At 71.0% G+C, this 13,712-nt stretch carries 13 protein-coding genes; 5 read left to right on the top strand and 8 right to left on the bottom strand.

Annotation, left to right across the window (positions count from 1 at the left end; translation table 11 throughout):
- Positions 1 to 79 precede the first annotated feature (79 nt).
- The gene (gene qcrB / locus QFZ26_RS12310; protein WP_307042495.1) at positions 80 to 1,705 is read left to right on the top strand and encodes a cytochrome bc1 complex cytochrome b subunit; all 1,626 of its coding nucleotides are present in this window, start codon (positions 80 to 82) and stop codon (positions 1,703 to 1,705) included.
- On the opposite strand, the gene QFZ26_RS12305 is transcribed toward qcrB, so the two are convergent.
- Together QFZ26_RS12305 and QFZ26_RS12300 are read right to left on the bottom strand one after the other, a co-directional pair.
- Entirely contained in the window at positions 1,689 to 2,489 is an 801-nt protein-coding gene (locus tag QFZ26_RS12305; RefSeq protein WP_307042493.1) for an alpha/beta fold hydrolase, read from the bottom strand. The genes qcrB and QFZ26_RS12305 overlap by 17 nt on opposite strands.
- A 72-nt stretch (positions 2,490 to 2,561) precedes the next feature.
- A complete protein-coding gene (locus QFZ26_RS12300) occupies positions 2,562 to 3,464 on the bottom strand; it encodes a sigma-70 family RNA polymerase sigma factor (RefSeq protein WP_307042491.1) in 903 nt (300 codons plus the stop codon).
- A gap of 76 nt (positions 3,465 to 3,540) precedes the next feature.
- Between QFZ26_RS12300 and QFZ26_RS12295 the strand changes: the two genes are divergently transcribed.
- On the top strand, positions 3,541 to 4,344 hold the full coding sequence (locus tag QFZ26_RS12295; RefSeq protein ID WP_307042488.1) for an SDR family oxidoreductase: 804 nt from the start codon (positions 3,541 to 3,543) through the stop codon (positions 4,342 to 4,344).
- On the opposite strand, the gene QFZ26_RS12290 is transcribed toward QFZ26_RS12295, so the two are convergent.
- From QFZ26_RS12290 to QFZ26_RS12275, 4 genes are all read right to left on the bottom strand, one after another.
- The gene (locus tag QFZ26_RS12290) at positions 4,319 to 5,227 is read right to left on the bottom strand and encodes a sucrase ferredoxin (RefSeq protein WP_307042486.1); all 909 of its coding nucleotides are present in this window, start codon (positions 5,225 to 5,227) and stop codon (positions 4,319 to 4,321) included. The two genes, QFZ26_RS12295 and QFZ26_RS12290, sit on opposite strands and share 26 nt — an antisense overlap.
- Positions 5,224 to 6,459: a cupin domain-containing protein gene (locus QFZ26_RS12285; protein WP_307042483.1), complete on the bottom strand. Its 1,236-nt coding sequence runs from the start codon at positions 6,457 to 6,459 to the stop codon at positions 5,224 to 5,226. The genes QFZ26_RS12290 and QFZ26_RS12285 overlap by 4 nt, the downstream gene beginning before the upstream one ends.
- Entirely contained in the window at positions 6,459 to 7,625 is a 1,167-nt protein-coding gene (locus QFZ26_RS12280; RefSeq protein ID WP_307042481.1) for an oxygenase MpaB family protein, read from the bottom strand. The genes QFZ26_RS12285 and QFZ26_RS12280 overlap by 1 nt, the downstream gene beginning before the upstream one ends.
- 72 nt (positions 7,626 to 7,697) lie before the next feature.
- On the bottom strand, positions 7,698 to 7,979 hold the full coding sequence (locus tag QFZ26_RS12275) for a hypothetical protein (protein ID WP_307042479.1): 282 nt from the start codon (positions 7,977 to 7,979) through the stop codon (positions 7,698 to 7,700).
- Between the two features lie 109 nt (positions 7,980 to 8,088).
- Here QFZ26_RS12275 and QFZ26_RS12270 point away from each other — a divergent pair, with 109 nt between their 5' ends.
- Positions 8,089 to 8,784, top strand: a complete 696-nt coding sequence (locus tag QFZ26_RS12270; protein WP_307042477.1) for a YdeI/OmpD-associated family protein — start codon at positions 8,089 to 8,091, stop codon at positions 8,782 to 8,784.
- A 15-nt stretch (positions 8,785 to 8,799) separates the two neighbouring features.
- On the opposite strand, the gene QFZ26_RS12265 is transcribed toward QFZ26_RS12270, so the two are convergent.
- Both QFZ26_RS12265 and QFZ26_RS12260 read right to left on the bottom strand, forming a co-directional pair.
- Positions 8,800 to 9,693, bottom strand: coding sequence for a lytic transglycosylase domain-containing protein (locus QFZ26_RS12265; RefSeq protein ID WP_307042476.1), 894 nt, complete (start codon positions 9,691 to 9,693; stop codon positions 8,800 to 8,802).
- A gap of 183 nt (positions 9,694 to 9,876) precedes the next feature.
- Positions 9,877 to 10,479: a TetR/AcrR family transcriptional regulator gene (locus tag QFZ26_RS12260; RefSeq protein ID WP_307042474.1), complete on the bottom strand. Its 603-nt coding sequence runs from the start codon at positions 10,477 to 10,479 to the stop codon at positions 9,877 to 9,879.
- Between the two features lie 99 nt (positions 10,480 to 10,578).
- Here QFZ26_RS12260 and QFZ26_RS12255 point away from each other — a divergent pair, with 99 nt between their 5' ends.
- Positions 10,579 to 12,042: an APC family permease gene (locus QFZ26_RS12255; RefSeq protein ID WP_307042473.1), complete on the top strand. Its 1,464-nt coding sequence runs from the start codon at positions 10,579 to 10,581 to the stop codon at positions 12,040 to 12,042.
- A complete protein-coding gene (locus QFZ26_RS12250; RefSeq protein WP_307042471.1) occupies positions 12,039 to 13,712 on the top strand; it encodes an amidohydrolase in 1,674 nt (557 codons plus the stop codon). Before QFZ26_RS12255 ends, QFZ26_RS12250 begins: the two co-directional genes overlap by 4 nt.

Genomic DNA, 13,712 nt, shown 5'->3' with positions numbered 1-13,712 from the left:
CGGCCGAGGCATCCGATCCGGGGATGTCACAAATGCGAGGGCTCCGGCGTCTTAATGAGTGAGAGCCCAAGGAGGTTTCATGTCAGTCGAGCGGAAGCAGCGGCAGAACGTGAGCGATCGCATCGCAGCGCGCCTGCGGACGACCCGGTTCGGGCGACAGGCGTCGCGGGTGTCGACGGAGCTGCGCCGCCGGGTCGTGCCGAATCACTTGACGAACCTGTTCGGCGTCGTCACGGCGGCGTGCGTCGTCATGCTGTTCGGCACCGGCCTCGTGCTCATGTTCTTCTACACACCATCGAACGAGGTCGTCACGTATGAGGGTTCCTACGCCCCGCTGCACGGCGCCGAGGTGTCGAAGGCATTCGCGTCGACGATGCAGGTGACGTTCGACGTGCCCGGCGGACTCCTCGTGCGGCAGGCGCACCACTGGGCGGCCCTGTTGCTGCCCGCCGCCGTGATCCTGCAGATGCTCAGCATCTTCTTCACGGGCGGGTTCCGGCGTCCTCGTCGCGCCGCCTGGGTGCTGCTGTTCCTCGTCTTCGTCTCGGCACTCGCCGCCGGATGGAGCGGCTACGCGCTGCCCGACGACATGCTGTCGGGCACGGGCCTTCGCATCGTGGAGGGCATCGTCCTCGCCATCCCGTTCATCGGCACTCCCGTATCGCGGTTGCTGTTCGGCGGGGAGTTCCCCGGCAACGTGCTCGCGAACCTCTACCCGCTGCACCTCGTCGCCTCGGTCGCGCTGGTGGCGCTCCTCGTCGTGCGAGGCGTCCTCTGGCTCCGGCATCGGTCGCCGCAGTTCCGGGGTTCGGGCCGCAGCGAGTCCCGGGTGGTGGGCATCCCGCTCGTGCCGAACGCGGCGCGGCGCGGCCTCGGACTCGGGCTCATCGTGAGCGGCATCCTCGTGCTGATCTCGGCGACCGTGACCATCAGCCCCATCTGGCTCTACGGGCCGGCATCGCCCGGGGATGCCGGGGCGGGCAGCCAGCCCGACTGGTACACGGGCTTCCTCGACGGAGCTCTGCGGCTGGTCCCGCCGGGATGGGAGTTCGTCTGGCTCGACCGAACCTGGACCCTCGCCCTGCTGGTCCCGCTCGCGGTGATCACCGTCGGGCTGGCCGTCGTCGCGGTCTACCCGTTCCTCGAGGAGTGGATCACCGACGACCACCGCGACCATCACCTGCTCGACCGCCCTCGTGACACCCCCTCGCGCACCGGCATCGGCGTCGCCGGGCTCACGTTCTTCGGCGTGCTGTGGCTGGCGGGCAGCGCCGACCTGGTCGCCGTGGCGTTCTCGCTGACCATCGAGACCGTGGTCGCCACCCTGCAGGTCGCGGTGCTCATCGGGCCGGTCATCGCATTCGAGCTCACTCGTCGCGTGTGCCTCGGGCTGCAGCGGAAGGATCGTGAGATCGTGCTGCACGGCTTCGAGACCGGCCGCATCGTGCGCCTCCCGGGCGGCGAGTACATCGAGGTGCACCAGCCGGTCGACGACGACGAGCGAGCGCGGCTCACCGGCGTCGTCGACCCGCGGCCGGAGCTCCTGCGCCCCGATGAGCGGGGCCGGATCACCCCGGCACGACGACTGCGAGTCCGCCTCTCCCGATTCTTCTTCGAGGACCGCATCGTCCGGCCCGTCGCGCCCGCCGAGCTCGAGCCCCAGGTCGCGGAGCCGCGGCCTCACGAGGTCAGCGCTGCGTCGTGAAGAAGTCCACCGCCGCTTGGCGGAACACGCGTGAACCGGGTGCGTTGAAGTGGTGGCGCCCGGGCAGTTCGACGAAGGTGCCGTTCGGCGTGGCATCCGCGAGCCCCCTCGACCGCTCGAGGATGGCGTCTTCGCTGCCGGTGGCGAACAAGATGGGCTGCAGCGGCGGATGCTCCGGATCGGGGTCGGCGTCGCCGAGCCGCATGCCCTCGGCGAGCGCGACGAGCGAGCGCAGGTCGTTGCCCGGCACGCGCTCGGCGAGCGTGACGTAGTTGCGGGTCACCTGGTCTTCGACGGGTATGCCGCGCTCGGCATACGCACTCGCCTGGTCGATCTGCAGTCGTGCGAGGGGGCGCCCGTCGGGGATGCCGCCGAGCACCGCCCGCTCGACGCGCTCGGGCACCTGCACCGCGAGCTGCCAGCCGACGCGTGCACCGAGCGAGTACCCGGCGTAGAGCACCGAATCGAGCAGGTACGTGTCGAGCACGGTGACGAGGTCGCCGACGAGCTCATCCATGCTGAACGCGGATGCCTCGTGCGGCTTGTCGCTCTCGCCGTGCCCGCGCTGGTCGACACCGAGCACCCGGAAACCGGCCCTCGTGAGGTCGCGCACCCATCCGGTGCTCACCCAGTTGTCGCGGCAACTCGATGCGAACCCGTGCACGCACAGCACCGTCGGCGCATCATCGTCGCCCCACCGGTAGGTGGCGAGGCGCCGCCCGGAGGCGGACATCACGTACACCGGTGGCGGCATCTCGACGAGGGGGCGAATCGCATCGATCATGTCAGCCATTCTTGCGGCCATGGCGCGTGCTCCGCTGCCTCTGGTCGTATTGGTCGTCATGACGAGCGGTGCTCATGCGCCTCGCGTCGGACCGTCGGGCGCCGTTCCCCGCACGATCTCGTCGAGGCCGAGCTCCTCGAGCCGCTTCGGATCGGCCAGCACGTCGAGGCCGACGATGCGGTCGGCGTCGAGGTCGAACGCCATGATCGACACGACGTGCCCGTGCATGACCGCGGCCACACCCGGTCGCCCGTCGATCAGGATCGGCGTGGAGTGCGCCGCGAGCCGGCCCGAGAGCACCGCCTGCTCGGCGATCGAGCGGGCGCCCTCCACGCGCTGCGTCGACGTGCCGTAGTCGGCGTGGAGCACCGCACCGTCGTCGAGGAGCCCCAGCAACGCGCCGAGGTCGCCGCCCTGCGCGGCGGCGAGCCAGGCGTTCACGATCCGCCGGCCGCGTTCGCGGTCGGGCCGTGCGGGCTCGTCGGCGGCGCGGACACGGCGGCGCGCCCGCGAGGCGAGCTGCCGTGCCGCTTGCGGCGACCGATCGAGCGCCTCTGCGATCTCGTCGAAGGACTGGCCGAACACGTCGTGCAACACGAGGGCGATCCGCTCCGCGGGGCTCAGCGTCTCCAGCAGCACGAGCAGTGCCACGCTCACCTGATCGCTCTGCGCGACGAGCTCGGCCGGGTCCGCGTCGGCGGCGGCGGGTTCGTCACGCCAGGGTTCGACCTGCCACGAGTGCTCCCGCTTGCGGCGTGGTGCGCGCAGCAGGTCGAGGCTGACCCGCGAGACGACGGTGGTGAGCCATGCCTCGAGGTTGTCGAGCTCCGCGGCATCCACCCGCTCCAGGCGAAGCCAGGTCTCCTGCACGGCATCGTCGGCGTCGGCGGCCGAACCGAGCAGCTTCGTGGCGATCGCCTTCAGCCGCGGGCGCTCGGTCTCGAACCGCCTCGCGAGAATTCTTCGATCCGTCATGTCACATCTCCTCGTGCTCGATCGTCACCATGTCGACGAGGGAACGCCCTCGGATGTGACATGAAGGGGATCGACCATGAACGCACCTCTGCTCGTGACGGGCGGGACCGGCAACATCGGCAGCCGCGTGGTACCGCTGCTGCGGCAGGCCGGCCGCGACATCCGGATCCTGTCCCGGCACCCGCGCACTCCTGAGCCCGGCATCCAGCATGTCGTGGGCGACACCGTCGCCGGAGACGGACTCGCCGCCGCACTCGAGGATGTCGAGGTCGTGCTGCACCTCGCCGGCGGGGCGAAGGGCGACGATGTCGCCGCACGGAACCTCACGGCCGCCGCGCGTGCGGCGGGCGTGCGGCACCTCGTGCTCATCTCGGTGATCGGCGCCGACCGCATGCCGATCGGCTACTTCCGCGCGAAGGCGGAGGCCGAGCGGGTCATCGCCGCATCGGGGGTGCCGTGGACGGTGCTGCGAGCCGCGCAGTTGCACGACTTCGTGCTGCCGGTCGCTCGAGGCATGGCACGGATGCCGCTGCTGCCGGTACCCGGTGGGCTGCGCTTCGAACCGGTCCACGGCGACGAGGTCGCGGCTCGGCTGGCGGAGCTCGCCCTCGGCTCCCCGTCGGGACGGGTGGCGGATCTCGCTGGACCGGAGGTGCTCGACGTCCCTCGACTCGTCGCGGCGTTCCGGGAGGCGACGGGCGCCCGGGCGCGGGGCGGCCGCCTGCCCATCCGCCTGCCCGGAGCCGTGGGGCGTGCCTACCGCGAGGGAGAGAACCTCGCGGGTGAGGGCGCGCAGCGCGGCATCCGCACCTGGCGCGAGTTCCTGAACGAGCGTCGTCCAGTCACTCAGTCGGTCAGTCGTTCGGTCGTTCGACGCTGATCGAGCGGAGGGCGTACTGCCGCACCCGCACGAACCGGGTCGCGGCGCAGGTCGACAGCAGCGGCTCGGATTCGGTTTCTTCGAGCTCCACGGCGATGACCTCGCCGCCCGCGCCGGCGCCCTCGAGGCGAACGCGCCAACCGGTCTCGGTGACGTCCTCGGCGACGGGCGCGAACGCCTCGATGCGGTCGTCGCCGAACCGCTCGCGGGCGTAGTGCTGGGCCGCCTGCACCGGATGCGTCAGGGAGCTGCGTCCGCGGTATCGCTCGGGCACGACGCGGCCGTCGTCGAAGGCGTCGGCGATGCGCACCGGGTCGCCGTCGTCGGCGTAGCCGTAGTAGAGGCCGTGCGGGAACACGACCATGGTTCCGGCGAAGCGGTCGCCGCCGAGGTGCGAGCACTCCCACGTCTCGTGGGGATGCGCCTCGGCGAGCGCGGTGACGACGCGACGGCCGCGCACGGCACAGCATCGGTCGTGGCGGGCATGCGTGCACACGCAGTAGACCGGCCGCGACGACGGCACGCCGGTCGACCCGTCGAGCGGCACGTCGAGGAGCTCCGAGGCATCCGTCACCTCGCCCCAGACTACGCTCTCGAGCCCCGGCCGCGAGTCGACGATCGCCCACCGCTGCGTCGCCGAAGCAACGCGGCGACCTGTGCGACGGATGACGAGCGGGCGCATGCCGGCGCCCTCGATGCGCCGAATCAGGGCTCTCCCGAGCTCACGGTCGAACGGCTCGCTGAGCAACGCGTTGTGGCCCCAGCTCGCCGCGACCTCGATGAGGAACCAGCGCAGCCCGCGCGAACCGGTGCCGACCAGCGGGTCGTCGCGCTCGCGGGCGCGATCGCTGCACGGTGCCCAGTGCTCGGCGACCAGCGTCACGCGGCCGCCACCACGAATCCCTCGCGCACGAGCCTGCGCACGACGACGACCGCGCTCTCGGAGTCGATTCCCGGCAGCTCCCCCACCGTCACCGGGTCGCCGGCTGCAAGCCGCCGCACCGCCGCCTCCGCCTCGGCGGGCAGGGAGAGCGTCTTGGCACGGGCCACGATGCGCACGCGGTCTTCGACCGTCTCGATGCGCACCGGCAGCGACCCGCGCCAGCGCACCGGGGTGGAGGCGTCGAGTGTTGCGAGCGCCTCGAGCGTCGCGAGCGGAGCGAGCGGCTCTGCACGCGTCTCGGCGTCGAAGCGGGCGCTGAGGCTGGCGGCCGGCCGCGAGGCATCCGTCTGCTGCAGTGTCTCGATGAGCGCCTGCACGGTCTGCTCGACGATCGGCTTCAGCGCCTCGGGGTCGCGCAGGTCGACGCCGAGCGGCAACGATGTGCGCAGGGCGGCGTTGTCGCCGACCTCGCCGATGAGCGCGTCGACGAGGTCGGCACGCGTGTAGGCCGACATGCCGACGGTGAGGTGCACGGATGTCTCGCCGAGGGCGGTCGCGGAGTGGATCCAACCTCGTGGCAGGTACAGGGCATCGCCCGGCCGCAGCACGGCGTCGATGGCCGGCTCGTGCGTGGCCCTGCGGGCGACGGCGGCGCGATGCTGGTCCCACGGCTGCGTGCGGAGCGGGTCGACCAGCACCGGCGGATGGATGCGCCAGTGCTTCTCGCCCGAGATCTGCAGCACGAACACGTCGTGGGTGTCGTAGTGGGGGTCGAATCCCTGCGACGACGGCGGGGTCACGTAGGCATTCACCTGCGCCGGGTGACCGAGGTCGTCGACGAGCGCCCGGGTGAAGTCGATGATCGGCGGCCACAGCCGGTGCAATCCCTGCAGCACGATGGTCGCACCGTCCGCGAATTCGGCGAGCACCTTGTCGCTCGAGACCTGGTCGGCGATCTCAGCGCCGAACCCACCCGAGGCGGTGTAGGCGGATGCCGCCAGCACCGCGCCCTCCTGCGCCATGCGGATGAACGGAGTGCGCACCCCGCGCCGGGAGACGAGCTCGTCGACGGCAGTCGCCGAGAACAGGTCGTCGAAACCAGACCCGAGCTCGTCTGCCGTGGAGAGGAGCGGCTCGCGACCCCAGTACCGGTCGCCGAACTCCTCGGCCGGCACCCGGATGCAGCGTGCGAGCGCGGGCCGACCGATCGGCCCGCGCTCGGGGCTGTTCATTACGCCGAACCGTCGGCGCCGCCGTCGTGGCCACCGGGGTTGGCGCCGCCATCGGCGACTCCCTCACCCTCGGCGGCGGAGCCGTCGGCGCCGCCGTCGTGTCCCTTCGGGTTGGCGCCGCCGTCGGCGACGCCTTCACCGTCGTCACCCGGCTCGAGGGTGATGTCGTCATCGTTAATGCTCATGCGAGCTCCTCCCGTTGTTTCGCTCAGCGTATCGACGGACTCCGGCGGACGCGATGGCTTGACGGAGGCGTTCGCCGACCCCTGCAACCCCGCGATGCGGGCACGCGCATTGCGCTCGCTCGGCGAGACCCGGCCGAACACGCGCCCAGCCGCAGCGAGCAGCACCCGCGTCGGCGTGATCGCCGGCCACCAGGGGCGCCGCAGCCCCAGCAGCTCGCGAGAGTGCTGATCGAGGGATGCCACGGCGCCGCCGAACAGGATCGGGTACAGCATCCCGGTGAGGCCCGGCAGCCCGGGTCTGCGCAGGAAGCCCATGGCCTCCGTCACGCGCTCATCGGGCTTCGCCTCGACGAGGAACGCGGCCATCTCGGCGTGCAGCGCGTCGACCGTCGTGGGCGGATCCTGCACGCCCATGAGCCGCCCCGCCTGCGCCCATTCGCGCACGTAGGCATCGGGCCCGCCCGGGATCGGGCCGCCCCAGACCTCGTGCGCGCCGAGGAACGCCTCGGTGAACGCGTTGTGCACCCAGCGCAGCAGCTCCGCGTCGTTCGCCGCGTACTCGCGTTCGACCCCGTTCGCGTCGACGTACGTGCCGGTCACCCGCTCGTGCAACCGCGAGACGAACGCGGATGCCTCGGTGGCGCTGCGCCGGTCGCCGAACGTCGTCGTGGCGATCCACCGCACGGTGCCGTCGAGCCGCCGCAGGGGGTCGTCGCGGTAGCTCGACCAGTCGTGCACCCCCGCCATCGCACCCGGATGCAGCGTCTGCAGCAGCAGCGCCCGAATGCCGGCGACGAGCGCGGGCATCGACCCGTTGACGGTCCAGGCGGCGCTGCCCGGACCGAAGAAGCCGGCGTCCTCACCCTCGGTGAGCGCTGCCGTCCATGCCGGCGGCTCCTGGCGACGACGTCGCATGGGCCGCCACGGTGCAGCGCCGGCACCGGCCGCGCTCGTGCCGGCGACCTCTCGACGATCGCCCATACTCGACGGTAGACCCGGTCGGATGCCGCGCGGCTGCGCATCTCCTGCGAACGCGCCCGCCCGTGAAGCCACTCAGGTGCCGTCGTCGGTCGGGTCCGCACCGTACAGCGCGTCGAGTACCGCCGCGGCATCCCGGTTGCCGGTCGCCGCAAGTCGTCGGAGCTCATCGAGATCGCCGTGCTCGGCTGCGAGCTGCACGAGCTCGTCCATCTCGTCAGTGCCGCCGCTCTCAGCGAGCACCCGCAACTCGTGGGCATCGGCTCGCTCAGCGGCGAGCTCCACGAGTTGCGCAGCCGCTTCCGCGTCGCCGAGTGCGGCTCGTTCCCGCAGGTTCGCGAGCTCGGCATCCGACATGGTGTCCCTTTCATCGCCCCGACTCATCGCCCCGACGGGGTCAATGTAGCGCTCGGCGGACCCGGCCGCCTCGCGCCACTCTGACGGTGCCTGCTGGCAGACTCGTGCCATGACGACGAGCATCGGCACGCCGGGCGGCACTCCCGAACGGCCCGCCACCTTCTTCTCCGGGCCAGAGGAGTTCCGCGCCTGGCTCGAGGCCAATCACGACACCGAGACCGAGCTGTGGATGGGCCTGTACAAGAAGCACGTACCCGATCGGGGGCTTACCTGGGAACAGGCGGTGCCCGAGGCCTTGTGCTTCGGATGGATCGACTCGGTGTCCCAGCGCATCGACGACGATGCGCGTCGCCAGCGCTGGAGCCCGCGCAAGCCCTCGAGCATCTGGTCGAGCGTGAACATCGCCCTCGTCGAGAAGCTCACCGCCGAGGGGCGCATGCACCCCGCCGGCATCGCCGCGTTCGAGCGGCGACGCGAAGACCGGTCGGGCGTGTACTCGCACGAGAACCCCGACACCGAGCTGCCGCCCGAGGCTGCGGCACGATTGGCGGCAAATGCCGCGGCATCCGCCTTCTGGCACGCCGCCACCGCCACCTACCGCCGCCAGGTGACCCACTGGGTGCTCTCGGCCAAGCAGGAGGCCACGCGCGAGCGACGGCTCACGCAGCTGATCGACGACAGTGCCGCGGGTCGGCTGGTGTCGTTCCAGCGCTACGGCGAGACGCCGAAGTGGGTGGAGCGGGCCGCTGCCGCGGCGGCCGAGGCCGCGACCGCGGCATCCGGCTCGAGCTCCGACCGAGGCTGACGGCCGGTCTTCGACCTATTCGACTGCCGCTGCGAACTCGTTCGCGACCTGGGCGACCTTGTCGACGTAGTCGTTGTCGTGGTTGTACGAGAACACCGCCGCGCGCCACCCTTCGACACTCGTCATCGGCCCCGACGCGCACAAGTACCGCGCCGTGGCGAGCGCGGCATCGTCGATCTGGTTCGGGTCCGCGACGTCGTCGCCGTTCGCATCGCTCGCCCACTTCTCCCACGTGGAGGGGATGAACTGCATCGGGCCGACCGCACGGTCCCACTTGTCGTCGCCGTCGAGCACCCCGTCGTCGGTGTCCTCGATCTTCGCCACGCCATCGCCGTCGAGCGCGCGACCGATGATCGCCGGCTGGGCATGGCCGTTCTCGTCGAGAATCGTGTCGCCGTGGCTGCCGTGACCCGACTCGATCTCGCCGATGGCGGCGATCGTGATCCAGGCGAGGCCGCACTCCGGCTGCTCGTCGGCGATCGAGACGTGCGCGAAGGCGTAGGCGGTCAGCGCGCGCTCCGGAATTCCGGTCGCCGCAGCCGTCACCGTTGCCCACTCCGGATCGATGCCAGGCATCAGCGACCCCGCGGAGCTCGACACCGGCGCTGATTCCTCGTTCGTCGGGAGCTGTTCGTCCGCCGCTTCATCCTGCTCGGGCGTCAATGTCACGGGGGGCAGCTCGACGCTGGGACCCTTCGCCCCGGGCGCCTCGAATCCCCCGGGCTTGGCCGCGAGTCCCACGACGTTCGCCGCGAAGATCGTGCCGACGACCAGCGCGCCGACCCCGGCGACGACCCCTGCGTAGCCCAGTACACGCCGTGTGACGCGCCAGGCCGCCGCACGTCCTGTGGCTCGCTCCGGCCGACGGCCGTCGTAGTCGTCGGCGTCGGAATCGTCGTCCCAGGACATCGTTGAGCTGCTCCGTTCGGGCGCTGGTTCATGGGTTGCCCGCCGGCTCGACCGGCGTGGTCTCGCTCGAGACCCGCCGTGACGACCCGTCTCTCCAGAGTACGCGCCTCACCGCGAACCGCATACCGAGAGACCGCCGAGAATGGCGGCGCAGCCGTGAGGCGTCCCCAAGGTGGCGCCCGCTCACACCGTCGTCGGGCACCCCAGGTTGTCGGCGACCGCCCGCATCGCGGCCTCGGCGAGCGCGACCGTCACCAGGCTGTTGCCGGCGACGATATGCAACCCGTAGGCATCTTCGAGCGCCACGAGGTTCATGGCGAGCTGCTCGACCGGCATGGGCGGCGCGAAGACGCCCGCCTCGATCCCGCGTGAGATCACGCCGGCGTAGGTCGCGAGCTGGCGCTGGTACATCCGCTCGACAAGTTCGTCGTGCAGTCTCGACGTTCCCGCGAGCACGTCGAACTCGTAGAGCAGGCGCATGAGCGCGTCATCCGGCCCGCTCGGCAAGCCCTCGCGAATGGCGGCGGCCAACTGGTTCTGCGGCTCCGCAAGCGTCGCGACCACGGCGTCGCGCCGGTCGCAGAAGCGCTCGAGGCCGGCGCGATGCGCTTCTCGCAGCAGTGCGTCGAGGTCGTCGTAGTAGTAGAGGATGGCGCCGCGCGTGAGACCGGCCTGCGCGGCGACATCCGCGAGCGACAGCGAACGCAACCCGTGCTCCGAGACGGCGGCGAGCGCGGCCTCGACGAGGTCGGCCCGTCTGGCCTCCTGCTTCTTCGGTCGCGCCATTCCTTGACACTAGCGCAAAAGAATGTCAGCATCGCTTCATTCATTGACGCCGATGTCAAAGAATCTCGAACCCGAGACGAAATCGAGAACGGAAGACCGATGGACTCCAACGCAGCAGCCACCGAGCAGGCTCCGCCCACCCCCGCCGAACTGCAACGCGCCGAGCAGCCACGCCTCGCCCGCCGCCTCGGGGTCGGCGGCAACGTGCTCATCACCCTCTCGTCGATCTCGCCCGCCTCAAGCGTCTTCATCCTCGGCGGCGCCGCCCTCACCACCTATGGAACCGGCGTGTTCTGGGCGTTCGTGATCGCCGGGGTCGTGAGCATCCTCATCGCGTTCTGCTACGCCGAGCTCGCGAGCGCCTACCCCGTGTCGGGCGGCGACTACTCCCTCGTGACCCGGGCACTCGGCCCGGCCTTCGGCGTGGCCACGTTCTTCATCAGCCTCGTCTCGCTGCCGCTCATCCTCGCCGTCTTCGGGCTCGGCGTCGCCGACTACCTCGGCGTCGCGATCGCCGGGCTCTCGCCGCTCGGCACCGGCCTCATCGTCGTCGCACTGGCGACGGTGACGGCATGCTTCAACATCCGCGCCAACGCCTGGCTCACGGGCGTGTTCCTCTTCATCGAGTTCGCCGCGCTCGCGCTGCTCGCGGTGCTCGGTTTCATCAGCATCGAGCGCTCGCCGCTCACGCTGCTGAGCCCCGAGTTCCTCGACCCGTCGACGAACGAGATGGCACCCCTCGCCCTCGGCGGCCTGCTCCTCGCCGTCACGCAGGGCATCTTCGCCTACAACGGCTACGGCGGAGCCGTCTACTTCTCGGAGGAGACGAAGAACGCGAGCCGCTCCATCGCCAAGGCCGTGATCCTCAGCTGCGTCATCACCGTCGTCGCCGAGGTCGTGCCACTCACCGCGATCCTCCTCGGCGCTTCGAGCCTGCCGGGCCTCTTCGGCGCGGAGCTGCCGGTCGAGTCGTTCCTCGCCGAGCAGTCGGGCGACGTGGTGAGCCTCGTCGTGCTGCTCGCGATCGCGCTCGCGATCATCAACGCCATCATCGCCATCGCGCTGCAGGCCGGCCGTCTGCTCTACACGGCGGCCCGCGACAACGCGCTCCCCGCCGCCCTGTCGCGCCCGCTGAGCCGCGTGACCTCGGGCTCGCGCGTGCCGATCGTGGCGACCGCGACGATGGGGATCATCGCCCTCGCCGCCTGCTTCATCCCCATGGACGTGCTGCTCACCGCCACCGGCTCGACGGTCGCCTTCAGCTACCTGTTCATCGCCCTGGCGGCCCTCGTCAACCACCGCCGCAAGGCCGTCGCCGGCGCCTACCGCATGCCGCTGTTCCCGCTGCCGCCGATCGTCGCGATGCTGGTCATCCTGGGCATCATCCTCAGCGCGCTGCTCGACCCGGCGCAGTGGCTGAGCCTCGCCATCTCGGTCGGCATCGTCGCGGCCGGGTTCCTCTACTACGTCGCCTACCTGCGTCCGCGCTCGGGTACGCACCTCGTGCTCCTCGATGCCGAAGAAGAAGCCGAGGCCGGGCTCGGCGGGGAGCGCCACGCGTGATCGACCTGCTTCTCACCGGCGGCCTCGTCCGCACCTTCGACGACGCTCAGCCCACGGCCGAGGCCATCGGCACCACCGCCGGCCGCATCAGCTACGTCGGCAGTGCAGCGGATGCCCCGACCGCACGCCAGACCGTCGAGCTCGAGGGGCGGCTGGTCACGCCGGGCATCATCGACAGCCACAACCACCTCCTGCTGGGATTCGATGCCGACGCCGTCTCACTCGAGGGCGCCGAGTCGCTCGACGAGGTGCGCCGCCGCATCCGCGCGCTCGCGGACGCCCGCCCCGACCTCGACTGGGTCTGCGCTGAGAACGCCGTGTACTCGATCGTCGACGGCCGACGGCCGCGCGCCGAGGACCTCGCCGGCGTGACCGATCGGCCCGTCTTCGTCACCACGTACGACCAGCACTCGGTGTGGCTGAACGAGGTGGCGCTTCGTGTACTCGGCATCCGTCGTGCCGACAGCATCGCGTGGGGCAACCCCGAGATCGATCCCGCGACCGGTGAGCCGACCGGCTGGGTGACCGACTTCTACACGAGCGCGATGACGACCGCGGGCCTCGCGGCGCTGCAGCGCGACATTCCGATGTACTCCCCCGAGCGCCGCTACCGAAAGCTGCTCACGAGCTTGCGTCTGGCTCGCGCGACCGGCATCACCACCGTCGTCGAGCCGCAGGTGCCGCTCGCCGAGATGAGCCTGCTGCTGCGAGCGCGCGATGAGGGTGAGCTCTCGAGCCGGGTCATCGCCGCGCTCTTCCACCCCATGGATGCGGATGGCGCGTTCCGCGCCGAGCTGCGCGAGGCCGTCGACTCGGCTCCCAGCGACGAGCGGCTGCGGTTCGGGCCGGTCAAGCTCTACGCCGACGACGTGATCGAGCCGCACACGGCATGGATGCTCGACGACTACGCCGATCGTCCGGGTCATCGCGGCCACCCGAGCGCGCCGCTCGGCGAGCTCACCCGCATCGTGACCGAGCTCGACCGGCTCGGCTTCCAGACCCACACGCACGCCACGGGCGACGGCGGCATCCGCATCGCCCTCGACGCCATCGAGCACGCTGCACGCACCAACGGCACCCGCGACCGTCGCCACGGCATCGTGCACGTCGAATGCCTGCACCCCGACGACCTGCCGCGCTTCGCCGCCCTCGGCGTGACCGCCGCCATGCAGCCGCGGCACTGCTCGCCCGACCTCGTCGGCGGCACCTGGATGAACAACGTCGGCGAGCAGCGCTGGAGCCGCGCCTGGCGGTTCCGGTCGCTCGCCGAGTCGGGTGCGCACGTGGCGCTCTCGAGCGACTGGCAGGTCGGCGAGATGGACCCGCTGGTCGGCTTCTACTCGGCGATCACCCGAGCCGGCCTCGAAGGCCGGTCGTCATGGACGTCGGCCGAGCGGATGTCGCTCGACCAGGCCATTCGCGGCTACACCGTCGAGGGCGCCTGGGCGTGGCACGCCGAAGACTCGCTCGGCCGGCTGCGTGTCGGAGCTCGCGCCGACCTCGTGACCTGGTCGTCGAATCTCTACGAACTCGAGGCCGATCCCGGGCAACTGCTCGGCGAGCGCGCCGACCTCACGATCGTGGGGGGCGAGGTCATGCACGACGCGGCCGATGCCGCAGCGCTGCCCGAGGCGCCGCCGGCGGGGACGCATCACTGCTCGGCGGCGTAG

The sequence above is a fragment of the Agromyces ramosus genome (assembly GCF_030817175.1).
Taxonomy (GTDB): domain Bacteria; phylum Actinomycetota; class Actinomycetes; order Actinomycetales; family Microbacteriaceae; genus Agromyces; species Agromyces ramosus_A.
This window is presented reverse-complemented; position numbering and strand designations above follow the sequence as displayed.

Excerpts from the sequence above, each read along its gene's own strand:
- QFZ26_RS12305 (WP_307042493.1), bottom strand. The coding sequence starts at position 2,489 with ATGATCGATGCGATTCGCCCCCTCGTCGAGATGCCGCCACCGGTGTAC.
- qcrB (WP_307042495.1), top strand. The coding sequence starts at position 80 with ATGTCAGTCGAGCGGAAGCAGCGGCAGAACGTGAGCGATCGCATCGCA.
- QFZ26_RS12260 (WP_307042474.1), bottom strand. The coding sequence starts at position 10,479 with ATGGCGCGACCGAAGAAGCAGGAGGCCAGACGGGCCGACCTCGTCGAG.
- QFZ26_RS12295 (WP_307042488.1), top strand. The coding sequence starts at position 3,541 with ATGAACGCACCTCTGCTCGTGACGGGCGGGACCGGCAACATCGGCAGC.
- QFZ26_RS12255 (WP_307042473.1), top strand. The coding sequence starts at position 10,579 with ATGGACTCCAACGCAGCAGCCACCGAGCAGGCTCCGCCCACCCCCGCC.
- QFZ26_RS12285 (WP_307042483.1), bottom strand. The coding sequence starts at position 6,459 with ATGAACAGCCCCGAGCGCGGGCCGATCGGTCGGCCCGCGCTCGCACGC.
- QFZ26_RS12265 (WP_307042476.1), bottom strand. The coding sequence starts at position 9,693 with ATGTCCTGGGACGACGATTCCGACGCCGACGACTACGACGGCCGTCGG.
- QFZ26_RS12270 (WP_307042477.1), top strand. The coding sequence starts at position 8,089 with ATGACGACGAGCATCGGCACGCCGGGCGGCACTCCCGAACGGCCCGCC.
- QFZ26_RS12275 (WP_307042479.1), bottom strand. The coding sequence starts at position 7,979 with ATGTCGGATGCCGAGCTCGCGAACCTGCGGGAACGAGCCGCACTCGGC.
- QFZ26_RS12280 (WP_307042481.1), bottom strand. The coding sequence starts at position 7,625 with ATGGGCGATCGTCGAGAGGTCGCCGGCACGAGCGCGGCCGGTGCCGGC.
- QFZ26_RS12300 (WP_307042491.1), bottom strand. The coding sequence starts at position 3,464 with ATGACGGATCGAAGAATTCTCGCGAGGCGGTTCGAGACCGAGCGCCCG.